The organism is Aeromonas sp. s12 (assembly GCF_040907925.1).
In the GTDB taxonomy this organism is placed as follows: domain Bacteria; phylum Pseudomonadota; class Gammaproteobacteria; order Enterobacterales; family Aeromonadaceae; genus Aeromonas; species Aeromonas veronii.
Genome location: NZ_JBFOCT010000005.1, coordinates 1 through 23650, shown reverse-complemented (window position 1 = coordinate 23650; position 23650 = coordinate 1). Strand labels below are relative to the sequence as shown.

Here is a 23650-nt window from a genome sequence, read left to right as displayed (position 1 = left end):
AGTCCCCATGAAAGAGAACAAGATTGGGCTCTGGTCTCTCACCGCGCTGGTGTTCAGCTCCATGGTGGGGGCGGGGATTTTTAGCCTGCCCCAGAACATGGCCGAGGTGGCTGGCGCCCGCGCCGTGCTGATCGGCTGGGGCGTGACGGGTGTGGGCATCCTGGCGCTCGCCATGAGTTTTCTCTATCTGTCGCGACTCAGGCCGGATCTTGACGGCGGCATCTACAGCTACGCCCGCGCCGGTTTTGGCGAGCTGGTGGGCTTCTTCTCCGCCTGGGGGTACTGGCTCTGCGCCACCATCGGCGTGGTGGGCTATCTGGTGATCGCCTTTGCGGCGCTGGGCAGCTTCGTCGATACCCCGGAGCAGGTCTGGTTTGGTGAGGGAAACACGCTGGCAGCGTTTGTCGGCGAGTCTTGCATCCTCTGGGCTGTGCACCTGCTGGTGGCCCGCGGCGTGCAGCAGGCGGCGCTGTTCAATCTGGTGGCGACCCTGGCCAAGAGCCTGCCGCTGCTGCTGTTTATCCTGTTTGCCTGCTACTGGTTCGATCCGGTCACCTTCGCGGCGGATCAGCAGGGCAGTAGTCTGGCGGTGCCGGTCTCCGAGCAGGTGCGCAATACCATGCTGATCACCCTCTGGGTCTTCACCGGTATCGAGGGGGCAGCGGTGCTGTCGGCCCGCGCTCGAAACCGGCAGGATGTGGGCACTGCCACCGTGCTTGGGGTGGTGCTGGCGCTGCTGCTCTATGTGCTTATCTCGGTGCTGGCGCTGGGGATATTGAGTCGGCCCGAGCTGGCGGCGCTACCCAACCCCTCCATGGCAGGGCTGATGGCCCAGATGACCGGCTCCTGGGGCAAGCTGCTCATCAGCGTTGGCTTGATTGTCTCGGTGCTTGCCTCCTACGTGAGCTGGACCCTCTTCTCGGCGGAGGTACCGTTCAGCGCAGCCCGACACGGCGCATTTCCCGCCATCTTCCGGCGCCAGAACCGCAATGGGACGCCTATCGCCTCGCTCTGGCTCACCAGCTTGACGGTGCAGACTTGCCTGCTGCTGGTGTGGCTGCTCGGCAAGGGCTACACCAGCCTGCTGCTTATCTCCACCTCGATGATTTTGGTGCCCTACCTGCTGATTGGCCTGTTTCTGCTCAAGCTTTCGTTCAGCAGGAAGGGGGAGAGCGGGCAGGGCCGGAGGTTGATGCAGGCGGTGGCGCTGGTGTCGAGCGGTTATGGCTTCTGGCTGCTCTATGCCGCCGGGGTGGAGTATCTGCTGCTGTCGTTGTTGCTCTACGGGCCGGGCTTGCTGCTGTTTCTCTACAGCCGCCGTCAGCTGGGCGCAGATCTTTGCCTGAGTGGTCGCGAGCGGCTGTTGGCCGGAGTGACCTTGCTGAGCCTGATCCCCGCCGTCTGGTCGTTTGCCCATCTCTGATATCGAAGATGTGACTGACCATAAAAGAGAGCGCCACCGTGGCGCTCTCTTGTTATCAGGGACTGGTTATCAGGGGCTTGCTATCCGGGAGTTGCTATTCGGGGCGAAGGTTCAGCGACTGGCGGGGCCGGCCGGTTTGCCAAATAGCACTGCGAGTTTTTGTCGCCAGGGTAGGCCACAGGCGTCGCGCAGCATGTCGCGCCACTCGTGGAAGGTGAGGGTGAGGGGATTGAAGCTGTGGATCGGCTTGGTGATGCCAAAGCGACATGGCTCGGCCGGGTCTTCTTCCACAAAGGTTCCGAACAGCCGATCCCAGATGATCAGCACCCCGGCAAAGTTGCGGTCTATGTACTTGGCGTTGCTGGCGTGGTGCACCCTGTGGTGGGAGGGGGTGTTGAAGATCCACTCAAGCCAGCCGAGTTTGCCCACTACCTGAGTGTGGACGAAGAACTGGAAGCCCAGACTCAGCAGCACAGTGGCGACCACCGCCTCGGGCGGGAAGCCGATGACAATCATCGGGATCCAGAACAGCCACATGCCGGAGATCGGGTACATCAGGCTCTGGCGAAAGGCGGTGGAGAGATTGAGCCGTTCCGAGCTGTGATGCACCACATGGGAGGCCCACAGCCAGCGCACATGGTGGCTGGTGAAGTGGAACAGCCAGTAACAGAGATCCTGCAACAGGAACAGCAGTAGCACACTCCAGAGATTCAGCTCGATATCGAACAGTCGCCAGCCCCAGAGGGTGTCATACAGATAAGCAATGGCGATTGCCGCCAGCGCATCGCCCCCCTGGTGCATCAGGGCCAGGGCGGCGTTGGCGAACAGATCCCGCCACTGGTAGGTGGCGGTGGGAAAGGCCGCGCCATGTTTGCGCAGGTAGAGCATCTCCCAGCCGATAAAGGCCAGAAAAATCGGGGAGAGGTAGAGCAAAAGCAGTTGCACATCCATATGCGGCCATCCATTCAGAGCAATTGCTCTCCAGCATAAAGGATGGTTTTAATATTTCATTAACATTTTTCAGTCAACGAAGAGATGGCATGAAATATGGCGCGGCAGCAGAGGAAGGCGCGCTGGATGGCTATGCTTGATGGAGGCTTTTTCAGGAGGTGCTGGCTTATGCGCGTCTGGTGTTGCTTGTTGCTGGGGTTGTGCATGATGGCGCACGCCAAGACCCGGGTCGAGATCCTGGCGGATGCCGCCTATCCCCCCTACTCCTGGCAGGAGGGGGAGGAGGTCAGGGGGATCTATGCCGACATCATCCGCGAGGTGACCTCTGCCATGCCTGACTATGAGGTGGTACTCAAGCCTATGCCGTGGCGGCGCGGTCTGAGCATGGTGGAACAGGGGACCGCCTTCGCCATTTTTCCACCCTACTATATGCCCGATACCCGCCCTTATATGTGGCCCTACTCCCAGCCGATGCTGGATGAAGAGCTGGTGGTGATGTGCGGCGCCAGTGTGGCGGCCAATACCCCGCAGGCCAGGTTTCCGCCCGACTATCACGGTTTGCGCTTTGGCATGAACGCCGGTTTTGCCGTCGGCGGCGATGCCTTCTGGCAGGCGGTAAAAGAGAAGCAGATCGACGTGGAGGAGGTGAAAAGCAATCGGGAGAACCTGCTCAAGATTGTCCGCGGCCGGGTCGATTGCACCATCAATGATCGCCTCTCCCTGCTCTATGAGTTGCTCAACATGATAAAGGCCGATCAGCTGGCGGTGGCCGATATGTCCCTGCTCAAACAGGGTCCGGTGCTCAGCAAGGAGCAGGGGTTTCTCGGCTATAGCCGCAAGGGGGAGTACCCCTACAAACAGGCCTTTATCGACCAGTTTGACAAGGAGCTCTATCAGCTCAAAAAACGTGACGGGGTGAAAGTGATCGTGGAGCGCTATCTGGGAAAGTCCCCGCGCTGAGCCGATGAAATGGGCACTCGGGTTCAGCTGGGTTAAGCCTGCTCAGCGTGACACACAAGCAGAGGGACCTTGCGGTCCCTCTTCGTTTATCCAGCAGAGCATGTTGGCTACAGCACCTGACTCAGGAACTGGCGCAGGCGTGGGGAGGGTGGATTGTCGAAGAAATCGGCCGGTTTGTCATCCACCAGCAGTTCGCCACTCTCCATAAAGAGCACCCGATCCGCTACCTCGCGGGCAAAGCCCATCTCGTGGGTCACCACCACCATGGTCATCCCTTCGCGGGCCAGCCCCTTCATCACATCCAGCACTTCCCCCACCATTTCGGGGTCGAGCGCACTGGTGGGCTCGTCAAACAGCATGATGCGTGGCTGCATGGCGAGTGCCCGGGCAATGGCCACCCGCTGTTGCTGACCGCCGGAGAGCTGGGAGGGATAGCTGGCCGCTTTCACCGACAGCCCCACTTTCAGCAGCAGCGCCTTGGCTCTGTCTTCGGCCTCACGGCGCGACAGGCCGCGCACCTTCTGCGGGGCGAGGCAGATATTATCCAGCACCGTCAGGTGGGGAAAGAGATTGAAGGACTGGAACACCATGCCCACCTCTTCCCGCAGCTTGTTGACATCGCCCGGCTGGGTGAGGCAGATGCCATCCACCACGATATCGCCGTCGTTGATGGTCTCCAGCTGGTTGAGGGTGCGCAGGAAGGTGGACTTGCCGGAGCCGCTGGGGCCGACGATCACCACCACTTCCCCTTCGGCCACCTCGGTGCTGACATTTTTCAGGGCGTGCACTTCGCTGCCGTAGAACTTCTCTACGCCGGTCGCTTTGATGATGGGATCAGTTGCTGCGCGCATATTTCACCTCCAGAAAACGAACCGGGAAGGCGAAGAGGGTGTCGGTGATGGCTGCACTTCTCGATGCCTGTTGCACCTTGATGATGGGATCAGTTGCTGCGTGCATATTTCACCTCGAGACGGCGTACCAGGAAGGATAGGGTGCCGGTAAGTACCAGATAGAGCAGGGCCACGGTGAACCATACCTCGAACGGGCTGAAGGTGGAGCTCACCACCTCGCGCCCCGCCTTGGTCAGATCGGTGATGGAGATGACCGAGACCAGCGAGGAGTCCTTGATCAGGTTGATGAACTGGCCCGCCAGCGGTGGCAGTACCCGCTTGAACGCTTGCGGCAGGATGACATAGCGCATGGTCTGGGCCGAGGTCATTCCCAGGCTGCGGCCCGCCTCCATCTGCCCCTTGTGGATGGAGCTGATACCGGCGCGGACGATCTCCGCCACATAGGCGCCGGTAAAGACCGCCAGCGCGGCGACCCCGGCGGTGAAGCGATCGAGGTTCAGCACGGTGCCGATAAAGAAGTAGACGATGAAGATCTGCACCAGCAGCGGTGTACCGCGGATCAGCTCCACATAGGTGATGGCCAGATTGCGCAGGGCCGGATTAGGGGAGAGGCGCGCCAGCCCGGCCAGGGTGCCGAGCAGGATGGCGAAGATGCCTGCTACCAGCGAGAGCTTGACGGTGACCCAGACGCCCCAGGCGATGGGGCCTGCGGTCCAGCTCAGTTGGGTGTCGAGGGTATCACCGCGAAAAACGGTATCCCCTTCGGCGACTTGTACGCCAGTGCTGGCGATGGCTTGCCGCACATTGGGGTCGAGATCGTCTTGCAGGAACAGCTTGCCCTTCTCGGCCTCGCTGGTGCCCGCCATCACGGTGCCGTCAAATTCGGCGACATTCTTCTGCTCCGCCTGATAGGCGATGTATTGGGGAATGCGTTCCCAGCGCCAGGTGTAATCCACTGACTGGACAGCCTTGTAGATGCCGAATACGGCAACCAGCAGCATCAGCAGGAAAACCCCATGCCAGAGTAGCTGATTGGGTTGTTTTTCCATCTGTCTTGTCGGTTTGGGTGTGTGCACAGTCACAACCTCTTCTCGTTTTTGTGTGGGGATCTGCGTGGTGCAGGGGCGGCATGTGCCGCCCCCCGGAGGTTATTTGAGCTGGTTCAGCCAGGCGTTGGATTCGAACCACTTCTTGTAGAGACGGTCGTAGCTGCCATCGCCCTTGATCTGGCGCAGGTAGTTGTTGAACCAGTTGAGGGTGTCCTGGTCCCCTTTGCGGATGGCCCAGGCCAGCGGCTCGAAGGTGAACGGCTTGTCGAGGTGCACCACGGCGCCCTGATTCTGGGAGGCGAAAATAGCGTTGTAGGGCAGGTCATAGACGAACGCATCGACCTTGCCGTTGATCACTTCCAGCTTGGCGTCATCCTGGGTTTCAAACTGCAGCAGGGTGGCTTTGGGGATCAGGCGCTTGACTGCCTGCTCGCCGGTTGTGCCGAGCTTGACCGCGATCTTGTATTTCGGGTCGTTGAGGTCGGTGAAGGATTTGATTTCACCCGCCTTCTCTTTGCGCAGGACTATGGTCTGGCCGACCACGATGTAGGGATCGGCGAAGTTGACTCGCAGGTTGCGCTGGGGAGTGACGGTCATGCCGCCCATGATGACGTCGAACTTGTTGGTCAGCAGCGCCGGAATGATGCCATCCCAGGCGGTGTTGACGAACTCGACCTTCACGCCCATCTCTTTGGCGACCATCTTGGCGAGATCCACATCAAAGCCGATGTACTGGCCCTGCTTGTTGGTCATCTCGAAGGGTTGATAGCCGGCGTCGAAGCCGACTCGCAGCACGCCGCGTTCGAGCACGGCATCCAGGGTGGAGGTAGGGGCAGGGGTCGGGGCCGCCGTGGCGATCCCGCAAAACAGCAGGGTAGAAAGAATCAGTTTTTTGATCATAAGTGACGTCTCTGTCGGTGGTGTGTTCGGCCTTGAACCTGATCCCGTGCGACTCCGTGGCACAAGAGACTGCTGCATCCGGCAACAGGCAAGACAGGATGAATGTCTTGAGCGGGACAAAAGCCCCATATGAGATGCTATGAATAGTGGTTGAGTGAAAAATGTACCAAAAACAGATTGTGTCAGAAGACTCAACAGGTTAGAGACATTTATTGCTCATGGCTTCATTCATAAAATCACACGAAAACAACATATCTATCTAATTGAGTGGGTTCAAGCCCAAATTATCCCCAAGACATTTTGTTACAAAGTCAGGGCGCCGCTTGCGGCTATTATTGTGCTATTGGGCTCCGTAAGAGGCTTCTTGTGGGGCTTATACGAATACGCATTGGTGGGATATCACACGCATTGCTCTGTTTGTCAGCAAACGAACGGGCTTTATTGTGAAAACCATCAAGTCGTACTGGGTCTTGGCAAACGCTTCTCATATACTCAGTTACCCTCTCTGCATGGCTTTGGTATGGACGCCTCACTACTGCTTAAGCTGGATATTTTTACCTTGATGATCATGGCCTTGTGTGGCTATTGTCTCGGTTTCCTCACTCTTACCATCATTCGTGTTACCCACAACGATATTCCCGGCGTCGGGGTCTGGTGGTGGTCCAGTCTGTTTGCCATGCTGGGTCAGGCGGGATTTGCCAGTCTGCTGTTGACACCCACCCCCTATGGCTCCTGGGTGGGCAATGTCTTCCTGATTTTTCATGTGTCGTTATTGCTGGTCGCCCAACGCTGTTTCTTCCGTCAATCGCCGGGCTGGCCTGTCTGCTGGGGATTCATCCTGCTGTTTGCCGCCGTCATGACCTGGTCGGTCGCCATCGATGGCCGGATTGCGGTACGGGTGATGATCAGCAGTGCCACCTTCCTCATGCTCAGTACGCTCATCATCTGGCAGCTCTGGCGTCACGGCCGCCCTGATTATCAGGTGGCGGTCTGGGTGCTGATTGGCCTCAATCTGGTGCTGATCGCCATGACCCTGATGCGGATGTTTACCGTGTGGGGCGAGGTGATCGAAAGCCCGTTCCAGCGTCAGCTGTTCAACGTGTTGCCCTATGTCTCCATGCTGGTGGGTAGCTCCATGCTCACCTTCGGGGTGCTACTGCTCTGCAACCAGCACCGGGCGTTGGAGCTGCGCTATCAGGCCAGTCATGACCCGCTGACCGGGTTACTCAATCGCCGTGGTTTTATGGAGCGTCTGGCCCGGGGACGCCCTGCACAGCAGGGGGCGTTGGTGGTGCTCGATCTGGATGACTTCAAGCAGATCAACGATCGGCATGGCCATGAGGTGGGCGATCGGGTGCTGGAGCGGGTCGGGTTGGCACTGCGCGAGCTGGAGGGCGTATTGACCAGTCGCTTTGGGGGCGAGGAGTTTGTGCTGCTGTTTCGCCATGCCACCGCAGAGGAGGCGATCGCCCGTTGTCAGTCACTGCGGGTTCAGCTTGCGGCCTGCGAGGTAGATGGGATCCATATCACCGTCAGCATGGGTATTGCTCACTGGCAGGGGGAGTGGCACTTTGACAGCCTGTTCAGCCGTGCGGATGACGCTCTCTATCGGGCCAAGCGGGAAGGAAAAAATCGGGTCTGTCAGGCTGCCTGATGCAGGAATCGGTTCAGGAATAAAATCAGGGCGTGGTGATCCGCGCCCTGTCTGTTTCTGCTTGCCGGATATAGCTCGTCAGCTGCCGTCCATTACTCTGACGCCGCTTGAGCTGTTCTCGGTGCCTGCGCCTTGAGGAAGGGGAGCAGCAGCAGGGCCGAGACGCCCGCCGCCACCGAGATCACTACGAAAAAGCCGTTCCAGTGCCAGATCTCCATCACCTTGGCCAGCGGATAGCCCGACAGCGCCGCCCCCATGTAGGCAAACAGGCCGACAAAGCCGGTGGCCGCCCCCGCCGAGTTCTTGTGGGAGCACTCCGCCGCCGCCATGCCGATCAGCATCTGCGGGCCAAACACGAAGAAGCCGATGGTAAAGAAGCAGGCCGCCTGCATCACATAGCTGAAGAAGGGCATCAGCCAGAGCGATCCCACCGCCAGCAGGATCCCCACCGCAAAGATGAGGTTCATCGGGCCACGGTTGCCGTTGAACAGCTTGTCCGATCCCCAACCCGCCACCAGAGCACCGATAAAGCCCCCCACCTCGAACATGGAGATGGCCGAGTTGGCGCTCATCAGATTGAAGCCGCGCTGCTCGGTCATGTAGAGGTTGCCCCAGTCATTGATGGCGGTGCGCACCACATAGACCAACACGTAGCAGCAGGCGAGCAGCCAGATATAGGGGTTGCCCAGCACATATTTGCGCAGGATCTGGCGATGGGAGAGGCCCGCATCCTGAGTCTGCTGGGCCAGCTCCATGGCATCCTTGCGCCACTCGCCTACTGTCGGCAGTCCCATGGCACTCGGGGTATCGCGCAGCCGCCAGCAGAGGAACAATCCCGCGATGATGGCGATAAGGCCGGGCACTATCATGCCGTAGCGCCAGCCATGTTGCAGAGCGATGGTGCTGACGATAAGGGGAATGAGCGCGCCGCCGACGTTGTGGGCGGTGTTCCAGGCCGACCACCAGACCCCGCGCTCGGTGCGCGAATACCAGCTTGTGAGCAGCTTGGAGCAGGGGGGCCAGCCCCAGCCCTGGAAGAAGGCGTTGGCGACCCAGAGGGCGGCAAACATCCAGAGTGCCGACGAGAGGCCGAATAGTATGTTGATAACGCCGGTGGCCATCAGTCCGACACCCATAAAGTAGCGCGGGTTGGCGCGGTCACTGATGATGCCGGAGAAGAACTTGGAGCAGCCGTAGGTGATGTAGAACAGGGTCCAAAGCATGCCGATATCGGACTTGTCCAGCATGCCGCTCGCCAGCATGTCCGGCATGGCGAAGTTGAAGCTCTTGCGGGTGAAGTAGAAGACCGCGTAGCCCAGATACATGGTCAGAAGCAGGTGCAGCCGCCAGTGGCGATAGGTGGCATCGATCTCGGCCTGATCCCGGATAAGGGGCCGGGGCGGCGCGCTTCTCATAAAACTCAGCACAGGCAGGCCCTCTGGTGGTGATTAGCCATGGCTCTCCTCCCGTCTGCGACTGGGCAGGTTGACCGTCAGCTGGGTGCCGTGGATGCAGGAGAGTTGCAGACTGCCCCCGAGGGCCTGTACCCGTTCGCGAATGCCGAGCAGGCCATAGCCCTGTTGCGGGCGGCTTTCCGGCAGACCGCGGCCATCATCTTCCAGCACCAGTTGCAACTGCTCGCCGCTGGTCCGGGCGCGAATGGTGACCGAGTGGGCGTTGGCATGTTTGACCACGTTGTTGAGCCCCTCCTGACAGACCCGAAACAGGGTGACCCGCTGGGCATCCGAGAGATCCCCATCCGCCAGCTGCCACTCCAGCCGGGTGACGATGCCGTGACGCTCCAGCTCCAGTTCCCGCAGCAGTGCCCGTACCGCCTGTTCCAGAGTCATGTCGTCGAGCTGGCGCGGGCGCAGCCGCCCGAGCAGGCCGCGCACCGCGTCGTAGATCCCGAGCGACAGTGTGTCGATCAGGGCGCTGCTCTGGCCCACCCCGGCGTTGTCGGGGGCGAGGCGGCGCACGATCCCGGCCTGGGTACGAATGGCTGTGATGGTTTGGCCGATGTCGTCGTGCAGCTCGCGCGCCACCTCCTTACGGATGCTCTCCTCGGTCTCCAGCAGCCGCTCGGTGAGCTGGCGATTGTGGGCGAGCTGGCGGGTCAGCGCCTGATTGAGTTCGCGCTGGCGCTGGATCCCGGCGCCGAGCAGCAGGCCGGTGAGGCTCTGGGCCAGCAATGAGAGCAGCAGGTCGAGGGGGTGATCATGCCAGGCCTGACTGGCCAGCAGGGCGATGGTGTTCATCAGGGTGGCGAGCAGCGCCCCTTGCCAGCCGTAGCGCCACGCCATGGCGATGATGGGGATGGCGAGACAAAACGGGGTGAAGCGTACCAGCGAGTTGGGCAATCCCAGTTGCAGCCAGAGGCTCAATACGAACAGCAACAGATACCAGACCAGATGGCGAAAGCGCCACTCCACCGGTTGATCCACCAGCGCAGGCCCCAGCGGCACCCAGGTGGCGCGGGTGAGGTAGTGCCAGATCAGCATGCAGGTGGAGGTCAGCGTCAGCCCGCCGGTGAGGCTGAGCAGCAGGGCCGAAAGGCCATCTTCCCCCGCCAGATGCCAGAGCAGGGCTTGCAGCAGCGCCGCCGCCGTGACGGTGGCGAGCAGCAGCAACAGTTGCTGCCAGTCGTTGCGCACCTGTTGGCGACGGGCAATCAGCAGCGGTAGCAGGGTCAGCAGACTGCCCGCGACCAGCCAAGGCCAGTGGGGCAGCCCCACCTCCAGATTGAGCCAGTAGAGCAGCAGTCCTTCGCACAGCAACAGCGGCGGCCAGTAGTGTCCGGGACTTTGCAGCAGCAATCCGAGGCGCAGGCCGAAGGGGAACAGCAGCACCGCCAGCGCAGGGCCGCCCGCCAGATGCAGGCTGATGCTCCAGAGGCAAAACCAGCCGGCGGCAAAGATGAAACAGGCCGCCAGGGCGATGGCGACATAGCTGGCAAAACGGGAGATCACCAGCTATCCAGCATGCGGTGGGCCAGCTCGACGTTGTTGCTGACCTTGAGCTTGTCCATCAGGTTGGCGCGATGGACGTGAACCGTCTTGGGGGAGAGGCCAAGTTGCTCGGCGATGGCCTTCACCTCCAGCCCCTGTGCCAGCAACTGGGCAATCTCCCGCTCCCGATTGGTGAGGGGATCCCGGCTGCTGCTGGCCAGCTTCTGGGCGATGTCCGGCGTAAGATAACACCCCCCCTGTGCGGCGGTGCGTACGGCGGCGATCAGCTCGTCCGGACTGCAGCGCTTGGAGAGAAATCCCTTGGCGCCGGTCTGCAGCGCCTGCTCGATGAGAGCCGGGCTGTCGTGCACCGAGAGCATCACCACCGCAAGGCCGGAGGGGAGCTGCTTGAGCAGATCCAGCCCCGATTGGTCGGGCATCGAGATGTCGCAGACGCAGACGCGCGCCCCGCTGCCGGGCAGGCCGGCAAGGGCATCGCTGGCGGAGCCGAATTCGGCGACCACCTGCAGGTCGGGCTCCAGATTGAGCAGTTGGGCAAAACCGGATCGGACGATCTGGTGATCGTCGATGAGGGCAATTTTTATCATGATGTCAGCCTGAAATTCGGTGCGTCATGACCATGACGCGGCCAACAAGATACCTGCCCCCCGAGTCAGGCTCAAGCAGCAGCAGGAAAAGGGGCTAAAAACCGGGGGGCAAGGTGCGCAAAGCTTGATCGGGATCAGCTGGCAAGGGCGAGCAAGCGGGCTGATCAACAGGGGGATGACCAGCCCGTGGGACTCAGCGGTGCAGCTCGCCGGCGCGCTCCGGCTGATAGACCACTTCCAGAATTTCGACCTCGATGGTGCGACCGGCCGGGCCCGGCCAGGCGATGCTGTCGCCCACTTTCAGACCGAGCAGGGCGCTGCCCACCGGCGCCAGTACCGAGATGTTGCTCTCGTCGCCCTTGGCATCGCGCGGGTAGACCAGGGTGAGGCAGAACTCGTTGCCGCTGCTCTGCATCTTGAAGCGTACCTTGCTGTTCATAGTGACCACGTCCGGCGGCATGTCGGCCGGTTCGCGGATCTCGGCGCGGTCCAGCTCCTCTTGCAGGGCCAGATGCTGCGGGTGGTTGCCAAGCAGTTGTTCGATACGGTCCAGATCAAGGCTGGAGATAACCAGATGAGGTTGTTTCATAAGATATTCCTTATCAATAGCGGATAGGCCCATACCGGCGGGTGCAGGTTGGCCATCACACTGGGTGTTACAAAAATGGATTCAACAGGTTTAAGCGATTGAAAATGCCATGCCCCCAAGCGACTCGCGGCCGAAGGAGCGAGGCGGGGGCTCAGCAGGGTGTGAGCAAATGCGAGGAAATAGCGAGTATTTTCATAGGCCTACCATAACCATTCTGGCTGGCCTTGGCAACCGCGATTGAGTGACTACTCAGGAGCCTGATAGTTGTACTGACGGATGATCCGCGCCAGTGTGCCATCATGGCGCATCTCGTCTATCACGGCTTGCCAGCGACGTCCCTCGGTGAAGGGGAACTCCTTGCTGGCGGCGACATAAAACTGGGTACGCATCAGAGTCTCCCCGCGTACCAGCCGATCGGTTGGCAAATCACCAAGGCGCTGGTTGTAGAGGATGGCGTTCCAGGCGGCCACCCAGGCATCGATACGGCCCCGATGCAATTTCTGGGCATTGAGTTTCTCGGTGGCCACGGTATCACTTTCAAGCTTAAGTCGTTGTCTGAGCAGATGCTGACCGAAGGAGTAGCGCAAGGTGCCGATCTGCAGCGGTGGGAGATCTGTCACTTTGAGGGGAGCAGGATGAAAGCGGCGATCGCTGACGATGACAAAATCGTCATCGAGTATCGGTGTTACCCAGTAGTAGAGGTGTTCCCGTTGAGTGCTGCGTACCGGCGGGATCAGCAGCACATCCTTGCGGTGGATAGCCTGAGTCAGGGCTCTGGCCAGTGGCATCAGCTCGATGGTGAGCGGTTCTTTGAGGCGTCGCGCGGCCTCTTCCATTATCTCGATGGCGACACCGCTTGGTTTGCCGTGAGAGGAGCGAATGACATAGGGGGGCAACTCGGCCGCCACCAGCACAATAGCCTGGGCACCGGTGTTCACCAGCAATAACAGCAGGGCAAAAAAGGGCAGGCAGAGAGCGCGCATCAAGGTCGTGAGCCAGAGTCGAATATGCAGAGTGTAACATTCCTGCCTGCGTTGTCGTTGTGCCTGCTGAGGGGTTGGGATCTCAGTCGAAGAAATCCCGCAGATCGCGCACTTCGTAATCAGCGAGTTGCTGCCAGGGGAGCTGAGCAGGCAGCTTGCGCAGGTTCACCTCCATCCGGTAGCTGCGATAGCCGTCGAGACTGGCCGATTCGACCACCAGCGGGATCTGCCACTGACTCGACCAGAGAATGCGGGTTCGTTGCTGCCCTTCGCGCTTTTCATACCAGCGGGCCTGCTCGGGGGCGGCCTCATCCAGTGGAGTCATCCCCTCGATCAGCACCGGGTTGACGAGATGGCGGATCCGCAGCCAGTCGGGCTTGAAGGCCACCTGGCCATACTCTTCCACCGGCACCTCAACCAGCTGGTTGTGCCAGCTGTCGGCATAGCGCAGTTGAAGTTCACCCTCATCACTGCGACTGACCCAGCGGGCCGCCATCTGGTGGGTAAAGTGCTTGTGGCCGGGTGTGGCGTCGTGAGTGGCGTGATAGGCACGGGCAAGGGGGAGGGGAATGAGCCGCTGGCTCCACACCTGATTGCCCACGCGCAGCCACTTCTCTTGCCAGACACTCTCTCTGGCGATGCCATCGCTGCCGGTGTTCCGGTCGTGATAGCTGATCCGCGCGGCGAGATCCGGGGGCGTGTCGTCAGCATGCAGGGGGAAGGCGAGGGTGCTGCCAAGCAGCCATAACGAAAGCAAAAGTCGCATCATCATCTGTCGCTCGAAAGAGCCGGGGCCCGGGCCGCTGAGTCAATTGCTCAGATGCACCCGGGCCCCTGCTGCTTACAGGCCGAGCGCCTCCCGCAGTTTGCCAAACACCTTGGTGTTATCCAGCGTGCCTTTGAAGCGGTTGCTGCCGGCGCCATCGGCAAACAGCATCACATCGCCGCCGCCGTGGGTTTCCGATGTCAGCTTGACGCCGGTCTCCTGCAGGTAGTCATTGGCCATCACCTGATCGCTGGTGAGGACGGGGCGCACATCGGGGCGGTTGGGGCCGTTACCGAACACCAGGGTGGTGAAGGGCTTGCCATCCACGTCGTTCTGGGTCGAGCCATCGCCATTTTTAACCAGATCCAGCACCGGATTGCCCTTGGCGGAGTAGCCGTTAATGGTCATGGTGTGGTCATGGTCGGCGGTGACCACGATCAGGGTATTGCTCAGATCCACTTTACCCAGCGCCGTCTTGACCGCCTCATCCAGTGCCACCGCGTCGGTGAGCGAGCGCTTGGCATTGGTGCCGTGCAGGGCGTGATCGATACGGCCACCCTCTACCATCAGGAAGTAACCCTGACTGTTCTTGCTCAGCAGGTCGATCGCTTTGGCGGTCATTTCGGAGAGGGACGGCTGGGTATTGGCAGCCCCCTTGGCGACCCGATCCAGCTCGTAGTCGAGGTGGGATTTGCTGCTGAACAGACCGAGCACCTTACCGCTGGTGACCTTGGCCAGTTCACTTTGGGTGGTGACATAGCTGTATCCCTGCGCCTTCATCTCGGCGGTCAGGTCGCGGTTGTCATTGCGACCGCCCTTGTTGCTGGCGCTGTAGGGGGTCCAGTGGTTGGCACCACCGCCCATCAGCACATCGACCCCATCCCCCAGCGCCTGGTTGAAACCAGTTCCTCCCGGAACAGCTTGTGCGGCGATGTCATAGGCAGCATCCCGATGGCAGATGTGGGCGTAGGTAGCCGCCGGGGTGGCGTGGGTCAGCTCGGTGGTGGTGACGGCTCCGACCGATTTGCCTGCAGCCTTGGCCAGCTCCAGGATGGTGGGCACCGGTTTGCCATTATCGCTGCTGCAATTGTTGACGGTTTTGTTGCCATTGACGTCTTTGCCGGGGGCGACGGCTTTGGTGTCGCTGCTCATGGCGATCACCTCGTTGTTCATCTTGACCCCGGTGGTGTAGGCCGCCATGGAGGGGGCCGAGTCGGTGGTCTGGGCATCGTTGGAGAAGGTCTTGATGCGGGCACTGCGCGGCAGTTTCATCATCTCCAGATTGCCCTCTTCCCCCACCTTGAACAGGCGGGTGGCGGTGAGCACGGTGGGGCCCATGCCATCACCGATAAAGAGAATGACGTTTTTGGCATCACCGGCCTGTGCCTGGGAGGTTGCGCCCAGCGCACTGAACAGGGCGGCGCAGACCAGCGTGTGCTTGATGGATGTGTTCATCTGTTTGCTCATGAAAGTGCTCCTTACAGCTTGGCCGCAGCCTTGATCTTGCCGAACACGGCAGTGTTATCGAGTGAGCCATGGAAGCTGTCAGCCCCCTTGCCGATGGCGCCGAGGAAGACATCGGTGCCGCCGTGGGTCTCGTTGCCGATCTCGCCCACCTTGACCACCACTTCCTGGTGGTAGTCATTGGCGGAGACGGTGGCATCGTCGAGCGGGGCAACGCTGCTGCGCGGGCCATCCACCCGGTTGTAGCCGTTGCCAAAACCTATGATGGTGTAGGGCATGCCCTCGCTATCCTTGCTTGGCTCGCCAGTCTCGTAGTTCTTCACCAGCCCGAGTACGCCGGGGTTGTCGGCGGTGGTCTTGCCGGTGCGCTTGGCATAGCCGTTGAGTACTAGCGTGTGGTCGTGGTCGGCGGTGACCACGATCAGGGTGTTTTTCAGCTCGGGGTCGCTCTTTTTCACCTCGTCGATAGCAGCCTTGATGGCGTTGTCGAAGGCGATGGTGTCCTGCAGCGCCCGCTTGGCGTTGGTGTCGTGCAGGGCGTGGTCGATACGGCCCCCTTCCACCATCAGGAAGTAACCCTTCTCTTTGCCCTTGAGCTGCTTGATGGCGGCCAGGGTCATCTGGGCCAGTGACGGCTCGCTGGCGGGACGGTCCAGGTCATATTTCATGTGGCTGGAACCAAACAGGCCCAGCAGCGGCTTGCCCGCATCGGCCTTGTTCAGCTCATCCAGATTGCTGGCAAACTGGTAGCCCTTGGCCTGCATTTCGCTGATGAGGTTGCGGCCATCCTCCCGCTTGCCCTTGTCGGCTTTGGGCAAGAAGAAACTGCTGCCGCCACCGAGCACCACATCCAGCCCCTCCTTGAGGGCGCTGTTGTAGCCTTTGCCGCCCGGTACCAGCTGGACGGCGATATCCGCTTCCAGATCCCGGTTGCAGATATGGGCATAGGTAGCCGCCGGGGTGGCGTGGGTTACCCGGGTGCTGGTTACCACACCGGTACCGCGGCCATCGGCTTTGGCGAGCTCCAGCAGGGTGGTCACCGGCTTGCCGGCGCTCTTGCTGCAGTCGCTCTCATAGGTGGCGTCGCCGTCCATGCTGATGACGCCGTTGTTGCTCTTGACCCCGGTCATGTAGGCCGCCATGGAGGGGGCCGAGTCAGTGACCTGGGCATCGTGGGAGAAGGTCTTGATAAAGGCCGTCTCTGGCAGGGTATCGATGGTGAGATCACCCTCTTCGCCGACACCGTAGATGCGGGCCGCCGTCAGGGTGTTGAGGCCCATGCCGTCACCGAGGAAGAAGATGACGTTGGTGGGTTGGGCTGCGGGCTTGGTCGCCACCGTGTCATTGTCTGATTTGCAGCCGGCAGCCAGGGCGGCGCCGATCATCACTGCAAGTCCTGCCATTTTTCTCATTGGGGTTCGCTCCTTGTAAAACCTGAGCGCAGCCTAGAGGGGGCAGATGACACTTTTACTGACTATCGGTGACGGTTGTGTGAAAAAGTGATGAAAATGTTACACTATATCAATGTGTTATCTATCAATTGAGCCAGTTGGTCCGGTCGCTTCCGGCAAGGTTGCTCCGCCTCGGCGGTTTGCTGATTTGATGAGGTGATGGTTAGAATGACCTGTCAAAAGAGGCCCGCAGCAGGTAAAATGCGCCCCCTTCGTTCGATGCCCGCGGCAGAGCGCCTGTTGTTCCATGCGCGCGCCCGCAGCCCCCACAGAGAGTAACGGATATGTCCATCAACTGGTTCCCCGGTCACATGCACAAGGCCCGCAAAGAGATTGCCGAGGTCATGCCCCAGGTCGATGTGATCATCGAGATGCTCGATGCCCGCATCCCCTTCTCCAGCGAAAACCCGCTGGTGCCCGAGCTGCGTGGTGATACCCCGGTGATCAAGGTGCTGAACAAGGCGGACCTGGCCGATCCGGCGATCACCGATCTGTGGGTGGCGCACATGGAAAAAGAGAAGGGGATCAAGGCGCTGCCCCTGACCCAGCAGGAGCCCGAGAAGATCAAGCAACTGCTGACCCTCTGCCACGAGATGCTGCCGGAGCGCAATCTGGAGCTGCGCGGCGTGCGCGCCATGATCATGGGGATCCCCAACGTGGGCAAGTCCACTCTGATCAATACTCTGGCGGGGCGCATCATCGCCCGTACCGGCAACGAGGCGGGGGTGACCAAGTCCCAGCAGCGGATCAAGCTGGATAACAACGTCATCCTGACCGATACCCCGGGTTTTCTCTGGCCCAAGCTCAACCCGCCCTCCTGCGGTTATCGTCTGGCCATCACTGCGGCCATCAAGGACACGGTGTTCGACTATGCCGATATCGCCATGTTTGCCGCTGACTACTTCATCAAGGCCTATCCGGAGCGGATCAAGGCGCGCTACCAGATTGACGAGCTGCCCGAGACCGAGATCGAGCTGCTGGAGATGATCGCCCGCCAGCGGGCGTTTATGCGCAAAGGGGGGCTGGCCGACCTGCACAAGGCGTCCGAGATCCTGATCAACGAGTTCCGCTCCGGCTTGCTTGGCCGCATCTCGCTGGAGACGCCGGAGATGGTGAGCGTCGAGATTGTCGAAGCCGCCGCAGAAGCCGAGCAAAAAGCCAAAGAGAAGGCCGAGCGGGAAGAGGAGCGTCAGGCACGTGCCCGCCGCAAGTACGCCCGCAAGCGTCAGAAATAGTTATCCTCAGGCGTCCCGAGCTTGCCTGACAACGAGCGAGCTTGTGTGACCGAGATGACGAAACACGAAGAGGCGATCCAAGGGTCGCCTCTTCTGTCTTATCTGGTGAAATGCCGCCCACTTCTCATGGCTTGTCCGCGCTATCAAGCCATGCCATCAGCCAAAACGTTGGCGCGCCGTTTCAAACAGCGACATATGAAGCGGGATCAGCTGTTGCCAGTCGCGGCGATAGCCGCCACCGGGCAGAGCTGCGACAGGCAACCCATGTTTGATTGCGCAGTCAAAAACCATGGCATCGCGCAGGCGCACCCCTTCATCGCTCAGGGAGAGATAACCAAGCTCGTCGGCATGATGCACATCGACGCCTGCCTGATAGAGGATGAGATCCGGCGAATAGAGCCGCAGTGCCAGTGAGAGCGCCTGTTGCAGTGTGGTGAGATAGGCATCGTCCGTCATGCCGCTTGGCAGCGGAAAGTCGAGGTGAGAGGCGGCTTTGTGATGGGGAAAGTTGTGCTCCCCATGGAGGGAGAGGGTTATGATATCGCGCCTTCCGGCGCACAGGGCCGCACTGCCATCTCCCTGATGCACATCGAGATCGACGATCAGCACCTGTTCACAGCGCCCCTCGTCGAGGCAAGTCTGGGCGGCAATCACCAGATCGTTGAACAGACAAAAACCGCTGCCGTGATCCCGATGGGCGTGGTGGTAGCCACCGGAGATCTGTAAGCCGCAGCCCTGCTCAAGTGCATAGCGGCTGGCGGCAACGGTGGCACCCACCGAGCGCAAGGTGCGCTCTATCAGCATGGGTGACCAGGGAAAACCGATCTTGCGGATGGCGCGATCTTCCAGCTGGCCGCTCAGGGCCGCCGCGACATAATCGGCATCGTGTATGCGACAGATTTGCTCCCGGGTAGCGGCGGGCGCTTCGCCAAGGGGGTAACCCTGCACCTGCAGGCGTTCAAACAGCCCTTGATACTTGGCCAGCGGGAAGCGATGGCGCTCGGGTAGCGTCAGGGAGGAGTAGAGGGGGTGATAGAAAATGCGCAACGACATGGTGCCATTCTCCCTGGCGAGGTGGCGCTTTCTATATATGAAATCAGCAGATGAATCCATATATGTACTCCCTATATAAAGGGGAAGTGGCAGCGCATAAATCAAGACGCGTCGTGAGTGAGACCGCAGAATATGGAAAAGGGGAGCTTGGCTCCCCTTTCAGTCAATCACTCAGCCCGGCTTATTGCTGCTGGATAACCCAGATCTGGAAGGCTTTGCGGGTTTCCGCATCGGCCTTGTTGTACCAGTTTTGCAACTGGGTCAGCGCTTCCGGATTGCTTTGAGCCTTGCTGGGGGCAACCTGAACCGGTGCGCTGGCGGCAGCCATCACGGCAGCAGAGGAGACGGCAACCGCTTTGGGCTGGTTGAAGGCTTTCCCCATGTTGATCAGCTCTTGCTGATAGTCACGGGTCAGCTGGAAGCCCTCTACTTTCGGCATCACGAACTGTTCGCTACTCACTTGCTGACCACTGACCTTGTCTTTCAGCGCCACTTTCTGCTCTTTGACAAACTGCTTGGCTTCGGCTTCGTTGCGGGGCTTTTTATAGTCCAGCACTAGCTGCTGATTGTCGGCGGCGGTGAAGTTCAGCACCAGCGGCTCTGCGGTGACCAGCTTGATTTCGTTACGGCTGGAGTAGTTGCCTTCAAAGGCGACGACCAACTGGTGTTTGCCAGCAGAGAGGGGGAAGGTGCTGGTTTTGTCGAGCAGCTTGGGGTTGATGGATTGACCATCGATCAGCTGGACGACATACGGGGTGGTCACTTCCAATTGGGCATCAGCAAGGGCGCTACCGGCCCACAACAGACCAGCCAGCGCCGGTACCAGAACAGTCAGTTTCATTTCATCTCCTTGAACAGTCAGGCGATTGCCCACTGAAAACAGGGGCTCATTTTTACAGGTTTGGCCTACTGCGGCAATGGCTCTTTCTGGTGGTCAACGTTCGCGCTGCTGTCAGCTTGTTTATCAATAGCGGCCGGCTGATTTACTCGATCCGACGTGTGAACGGGGGGAGGGCATCAAGCAACCCCTTGCCATAACGCTTGGTCAGCAGACGCCGGTCCAGAATGGTGACCCGCCCCCGATCTGCCTCTTTGCGGATGAGGCGGCCACAGGCCTGGATCAGTTTGCGCGATGCTTCTGGTACCGTCAGTTGCAGAAACGGGTTCCCCCCTCGCTGCTCCACCCATTCGGCGGTAGCCTCCTCGACCGGTGAGTTGGGCACCGCAAAGGGGAGCTTGGTGATTACCAGATTGGTAAGGTAGTGACCCGGCAGATCCAGCCCCTCCGAGAAGCTGCCGGTACCAAACAGGATGCTGGCCTGACCGCCATCGCACTTTTGTTTGTGTAGGGTGAGCAGGGCATTGCGGGAGGCTTCCCCCTGCACCAGCAATGACAGTCCCTTGGCTCGCAAGCCAACAGCCACCTCATTCATCTGGCGGTAGGAGGAGAAGAGCACCAGACTCGCCTCTTTGCCGGCCAGAATACGTGGCAGTACGCTGATGAGCTCGTTGGTAAAGGCCGGCGAGTTGGGTTCGTGCTCCATCTTGGGCAGATAGAGCTCGGCTTTCTGATAGTCAAAGGGGGAGCGCAGGCGCAGATAGCGGGTACCGTCGTGCTCCTTGAGCCCCACCTGATGGCGAAAATAACTAAAGGAAGAGAGGGCGGTGAGGGTCGCGGAGACCAGTACGGCTCCCAGACATTTCGACCAGAGCCACTCCTCCAGCAGATAGCCTACCTCAATCGGTGAGGCGTGCAGCCAGATATCGCCGTCATCGCTCTTGGCCATCCAGCGGGCGAGCGGGGTTTTGCCGGTCGGCACATGGCGCCCCAGCATCTCCCAGAGGGCGCAGAAACTCTCCAGCCGTTGCAGATGAAAACCGCTCTCTGCCAGCAGAGGTTCGGCCTCCTTGCGGCGGATCTCGCCATCTTTCAGCGCTTCACCTATGGCCCCTTGCATCCGATCCAGCGCCCGCAGTGCCTTCTTGCTCGACTCCTTGAGATTCTCTGCCAGCATGGGCAGGGGATCCGGCAATACCCCTTCGGCGAAGCGGTAGTGGGGTTCCGTGCCAAACAGCCGATCGTTGGCGCTGAGCCACTGCTCGACCGCCTTCAGATCGGGCTGGATGGAAGCCAGTGCATCCTGCAGTTTGAGTTGGGGGTCGAGCAGGCTCTCCTTATTAAGAGTCCGCGCCAGCTTGCCTGCACTTTGTACCAGCTTCTCCAGCCAACGACGCGAGCCTTTGACGCTGGCCGACGCCGCGCCGTGATCCCGGGCGATGGTGGGCAGGTGATGGGCCTCATCCAGCACATAGATGCACTCATCAGGGGGCGGCAGAATGATGCCTCCGCCCATGGTCAGATCGGAGAGTAGCAGCGCATGGTTGACGACCAGCACATCGGCGCTCTCCATGTCGTTGCGGGCGCGATGAAAGGGGCAGTGCTGGTGATGGCTCAGCGCCTTGTTGCAGGTGTGGCGGTCGGCGGCGATGCGATCCCAGCAAGTGTCGGGAATGGGCTCCGGCCAGTTGTCCCGATCACCGTCCCACTTGCCATTGGTGTAGGCCTGCCACAAAGCCTGGTAGCGATCTTTGTCGCTGTCAGATGGTTTGGATTTGCTCAGACTGCCAAAGTCGAGCTCGAAGTTGGCCATCTCGGCGCCACTGGCTGCCTGCTCCAGCAGATGCTCGCAGCAGTAGCGCTGACGCCCCTTGACCAGCATAAAGCGAAACGGCAGCTCGCTGTGGCGATGGTAAAAAGGAAGGTCTTTGTGGATCAACTGCTCTTGCAGGGCCACGGTGGCGGTGGAGATCACCAGCTTCTTCTGGGTGAGCCGCGCCACCGGGATGGCACCCTGCGCATAAGAAAGAGATTTGCCGATACCGGTTCCTGCTTCGGCAACCAGAATACGGCGCTGTTTGTCGTACTCGCCGGTCAGGGTTTTGGCTATCTCTGCCACCAGAAAGTTCTGCTCTTTGCGCGGCACAAAACCGGGTAATCCATCCGAAATCTGGCGATAGGTTTGACGAATGGTGGTTTTAAGGCGAGTAGAGAGCATGAAGAGAGGGCCAGTTAGGGGTTAATCGAAGGACAAGGATACCCGCAACCCCTTGGTGAGGTCGAGGCAACAGCCATTATCACGGCAGTTTTACGCTGATCAGACCACTTTGGTTGTTTATCAGGTAGCTAGCGTCATTTGCATGCAAAATAGACTATTTGAGTCCAAATAATCAGCAGAATTCATTGTAAACGTTTTCCTTTTGTCTTGCCGTCAGGTGAGACTTGGCTCACATTTTTGCCCCCGTGACTATGGTTTGCGTAAAAAGTTCCAAGTTTTTTCATTGCGGTTCAAAAAATCCGGTGCTAGTCTCGGCGGCATAGTGATGCAAAGAACATCGCTAACACAGGGAATAACAACAACTTAGTGTTTAATTACAGTAGGCATTGGAAACTATGAAAAAGACAATTCTGGCTATTGCTATTCCGGCTCTGTTTGCATCCGCCGCTAACGCCGCAGTGATCTATGACAAAGACGGTACCACTTTCGACGTATACGGCCGTGTACAGGCTAACTACTACGGCGAAGCTAACGACAAATCAGCAGAACTGGTTGGTGCAACCCGTCTGGGCTGGTCTGGTAAAGTAGCTCTGAACAACACTTGGTCTGCCATTGCTAAAACCGAGTGGCAAGTAGCTGCTGAAAACTCTGGTAGCAACACCAGCGACATCGATCCGCGTCACATCTATGCCGGTTTTGATGGTTCCCAGTACGGTAAAATCATCTTCGGTCAGACCGATACCGCTTTCTACGACGTACTCGAGCCGACCGATATTTTCAACGAGTGGGGCGATGCCGGTAACTTCTATGACGGTCGTCAAGAAGGTCAAATCATCTACTCCAACACCTTCGGTGGTTTCAAAGGTAAAGTTTCCTACCAAACCAACGATGACGTAGCGGTCAAAATCACTGACGTTGGTCAGAAGATCAAAGAAGACGCTATTTGGGGTAAAGACGTTAAGCGTAAGAAAGCTTACGGCGTAGCTGCTGGTTATGACTTTGACTTCGGTCTGGGCTTCAATGCCGGTTATGCCTACTCTGACCTGCAAAACAAAGTTAATGGCCACACTGGTAAGAAAGACGAGTGGGCTGTGGGCGCGCACTACGCTATCAATGGTTTCTACTTCGCTGGTGTTTACACTGAAGGCGAAGTGAAGAACAAGAGCCTGGGCATGAAAGATGACGGCCGTGGTTACGAGCTGGCTGCTTCTTACAACGTAGACGCTTGGACCTTCTTGGCTGGCTACAACTTCAAAGAAGGCAAGGCCAACGCTCAAGCTGCTGGTTCTACTTACAAGGATCTGGTTGACGAGACCCTGCTGGGTGTTCAGTATGCCTTCACTCCGAAGCTGAAAGCTTACACCGAGTACAAGATCCAGGGCATCGACAAGCAAGATGACGAGTGGACTGTTGCTCTGCAGTACAACTTCTAATAAGTTGCACATGAGTAATATCCAGGCTTGAGTCTTTGACCAAGCTACGAATGGCCGAGATGATATCTCGGCCATTTTCTTTTTGGCTGCATTGCTATTGCGTAACGGAGTTCTGGTGAATCGCCGGATTGTAATTTCTAGTGATAGTTGGCAAATTGCCGGTCTCGGTTAATTTGTACAGTGTACAGATCTAGTTATCACCTGACACCGGCCTCAAACCGGTGTCTTGTTTACGCTACTTTAGTGCGCACTTCCTTCGGTATCAATTTCAGACCC

21 protein-coding genes are annotated in these 23650 nt (G+C 59.3%); 5 read left to right on the top strand and 16 right to left on the bottom strand.

Annotated elements, in window-relative coordinates; genetic code table 11:
- The first annotated feature begins 7 nt into the window (after nt 1-7).
- Nucleotides 8-1423 carry a basic amino acid/polyamine antiporter gene (locus tag AB5Y67_RS00985; protein WP_199428060.1) on the top strand — a complete coding sequence of 472 codons (1416 nt, stop codon included), beginning with the start codon at nt 8-10 and terminating at the stop codon, nt 1421-1423.
- Between the two features lie 111 nt (nt 1424-1534).
- Here the strand turns inward: AB5Y67_RS00985 and AB5Y67_RS00980 are convergent, their stop codons facing one another.
- Nucleotides 1535-2374, bottom strand: a complete 840-nt coding sequence (locus AB5Y67_RS00980; protein ID WP_199428061.1) for a sterol desaturase family protein — start codon at nt 2372-2374, stop codon at nt 1535-1537.
- Nucleotides 2375-2542: 168 nt separating this feature from the next.
- Between AB5Y67_RS00980 and AB5Y67_RS00975 the strand changes: the two genes are divergently transcribed.
- Nucleotides 2543-3334 carry an ABC transporter substrate-binding protein gene (locus AB5Y67_RS00975; protein WP_199428062.1) on the top strand — a complete coding sequence of 264 codons (792 nt, stop codon included), beginning with the start codon at nt 2543-2545 and terminating at the stop codon, nt 3332-3334.
- A gap of 107 nt (nt 3335-3441) precedes the next feature.
- Here the strand turns inward: AB5Y67_RS00975 and AB5Y67_RS00970 are convergent, their stop codons facing one another.
- The 4 genes from AB5Y67_RS00970 to AB5Y67_RS00955 form a co-directional block, all read right to left on the bottom strand.
- Nucleotides 3442-4185, bottom strand: coding sequence for an amino acid ABC transporter ATP-binding protein (locus tag AB5Y67_RS00970; RefSeq protein ID WP_150388834.1), 744 nt, complete (start codon nt 4183-4185; stop codon nt 3442-3444).
- A complete protein-coding gene (locus AB5Y67_RS00965) occupies nt 4169-4291 on the bottom strand; it encodes a hypothetical protein (protein ID WP_005350727.1) in 123 nt (40 codons plus the stop codon). The genes AB5Y67_RS00970 and AB5Y67_RS00965 overlap by 17 nt, the downstream gene beginning before the upstream one ends.
- Nucleotides 4275-5234 carry an amino acid ABC transporter permease gene (locus tag AB5Y67_RS00960; RefSeq protein WP_139432183.1) on the bottom strand — a complete coding sequence of 320 codons (960 nt, stop codon included), beginning with the start codon at nt 5232-5234 and terminating at the stop codon, nt 4275-4277. Before AB5Y67_RS00960 ends, AB5Y67_RS00965 begins: the two co-directional genes overlap by 17 nt.
- Nucleotides 5235-5333: 99 nt before the next feature.
- Nucleotides 5334-6134 carry a transporter substrate-binding domain-containing protein gene (locus AB5Y67_RS00955; RefSeq protein WP_005334079.1) on the bottom strand — a complete coding sequence of 267 codons (801 nt, stop codon included), beginning with the start codon at nt 6132-6134 and terminating at the stop codon, nt 5334-5336.
- 520 nt (nt 6135-6654) lie between these two features.
- Here AB5Y67_RS00955 and AB5Y67_RS00950 point away from each other — a divergent pair.
- The gene (locus tag AB5Y67_RS00950; protein WP_150388835.1) at nt 6655-7788 is read left to right on the top strand and encodes a GGDEF domain-containing protein; all 1134 of its coding nucleotides are present in this window, start codon (nt 6655-6657) and stop codon (nt 7786-7788) included.
- A gap of 92 nt (nt 7789-7880) precedes the next feature.
- Here AB5Y67_RS00950 and AB5Y67_RS00945 read toward each other — a convergent pair whose 3' ends face one another.
- From AB5Y67_RS00945 to AB5Y67_RS00910, 8 genes are all read right to left on the bottom strand, one after another.
- Nucleotides 7881-9215 carry an MFS transporter gene (locus AB5Y67_RS00945; protein WP_005359569.1) on the bottom strand — a complete coding sequence of 445 codons (1335 nt, stop codon included), beginning with the start codon at nt 9213-9215 and terminating at the stop codon, nt 7881-7883.
- Between the two features lie 21 nt (nt 9216-9236).
- Nucleotides 9237-10757 (bottom strand): signal transduction histidine-protein kinase/phosphatase UhpB, encoded by a 1521-nt coding sequence (gene uhpB, locus AB5Y67_RS00940; RefSeq protein WP_005334072.1) that lies wholly within the window; start codon nt 10755-10757, stop codon nt 9237-9239.
- Complete coding sequence (gene uhpA / locus AB5Y67_RS00935) at nt 10754-11344, bottom strand: transcriptional regulator UhpA (protein ID WP_005334071.1); 591 nt, start codon at nt 11342-11344, stop codon at nt 10754-10756. Before uhpA ends, uhpB begins: the two co-directional genes overlap by 4 nt.
- 193 nt (nt 11345-11537) lie before the next feature.
- The gene (gene rnk / locus AB5Y67_RS00930; protein WP_005334070.1) at nt 11538-11933 is read right to left on the bottom strand and encodes a nucleoside diphosphate kinase regulator; all 396 of its coding nucleotides are present in this window, start codon (nt 11931-11933) and stop codon (nt 11538-11540) included.
- Nucleotides 11934-12178: 245 nt separating this feature from the next.
- A complete protein-coding gene (locus AB5Y67_RS00925) occupies nt 12179-12916 on the bottom strand; it encodes an ABC transporter substrate-binding protein (protein WP_042080164.1) in 738 nt (245 codons plus the stop codon).
- 82 nt (nt 12917-12998) lie between these two features.
- Entirely contained in the window at nt 12999-13685 is a 687-nt protein-coding gene (locus AB5Y67_RS00920; RefSeq protein WP_199416695.1) for a hypothetical protein, read from the bottom strand.
- A 72-nt stretch (nt 13686-13757) separates the two neighbouring features.
- On the bottom strand, nt 13758-15149 hold the full coding sequence (locus tag AB5Y67_RS00915; RefSeq protein WP_139732383.1) for an alkaline phosphatase: 1392 nt from the start codon (nt 15147-15149) through the stop codon (nt 13758-13760).
- An 11-nt stretch (nt 15150-15160) separates the two neighbouring features.
- Nucleotides 15161-16558, bottom strand: a complete 1398-nt coding sequence (locus tag AB5Y67_RS00910) for an alkaline phosphatase (RefSeq protein ID WP_005334065.1) — start codon at nt 16556-16558, stop codon at nt 15161-15163.
- Between the two features lie 323 nt (nt 16559-16881).
- On the opposite strand from AB5Y67_RS00910, the gene ylqF reads away from it, so the two are divergent.
- Nucleotides 16882-17832 carry a ribosome biogenesis GTPase YlqF gene (gene ylqF, locus AB5Y67_RS00905; RefSeq protein ID WP_199428690.1) on the top strand — a complete coding sequence of 317 codons (951 nt, stop codon included), beginning with the start codon at nt 16882-16884 and terminating at the stop codon, nt 17830-17832.
- A gap of 156 nt (nt 17833-17988) precedes the next feature.
- On the opposite strand, the gene AB5Y67_RS00900 is transcribed toward ylqF, so the two are convergent.
- The 3 genes from AB5Y67_RS00900 to dinG form a co-directional block, all read right to left on the bottom strand.
- The gene (locus AB5Y67_RS00900) at nt 17989-18885 is read right to left on the bottom strand and encodes a histone deacetylase (RefSeq protein ID WP_150388838.1); all 897 of its coding nucleotides are present in this window, start codon (nt 18883-18885) and stop codon (nt 17989-17991) included.
- A gap of 181 nt (nt 18886-19066) precedes the next feature.
- Entirely contained in the window at nt 19067-19726 is a 660-nt protein-coding gene (locus tag AB5Y67_RS00895) for a DUF2057 domain-containing protein (RefSeq protein ID WP_058056075.1), read from the bottom strand.
- 142 nt (nt 19727-19868) lie between these two features.
- A complete protein-coding gene (gene dinG / locus AB5Y67_RS00890; protein ID WP_199428689.1) occupies nt 19869-21941 on the bottom strand; it encodes an ATP-dependent DNA helicase DinG in 2073 nt (690 codons plus the stop codon).
- A 395-nt stretch (nt 21942-22336) separates the two neighbouring features.
- Here dinG and AB5Y67_RS00885 point away from each other — a divergent pair, with 395 nt between their 5' ends.
- Nucleotides 22337-23374 carry a porin gene (locus tag AB5Y67_RS00885; RefSeq protein WP_021231018.1) on the top strand — a complete coding sequence of 346 codons (1038 nt, stop codon included), beginning with the start codon at nt 22337-22339 and terminating at the stop codon, nt 23372-23374.
- The last annotated feature ends 276 nt before the right edge of the window (nt 23375-23650 follow it).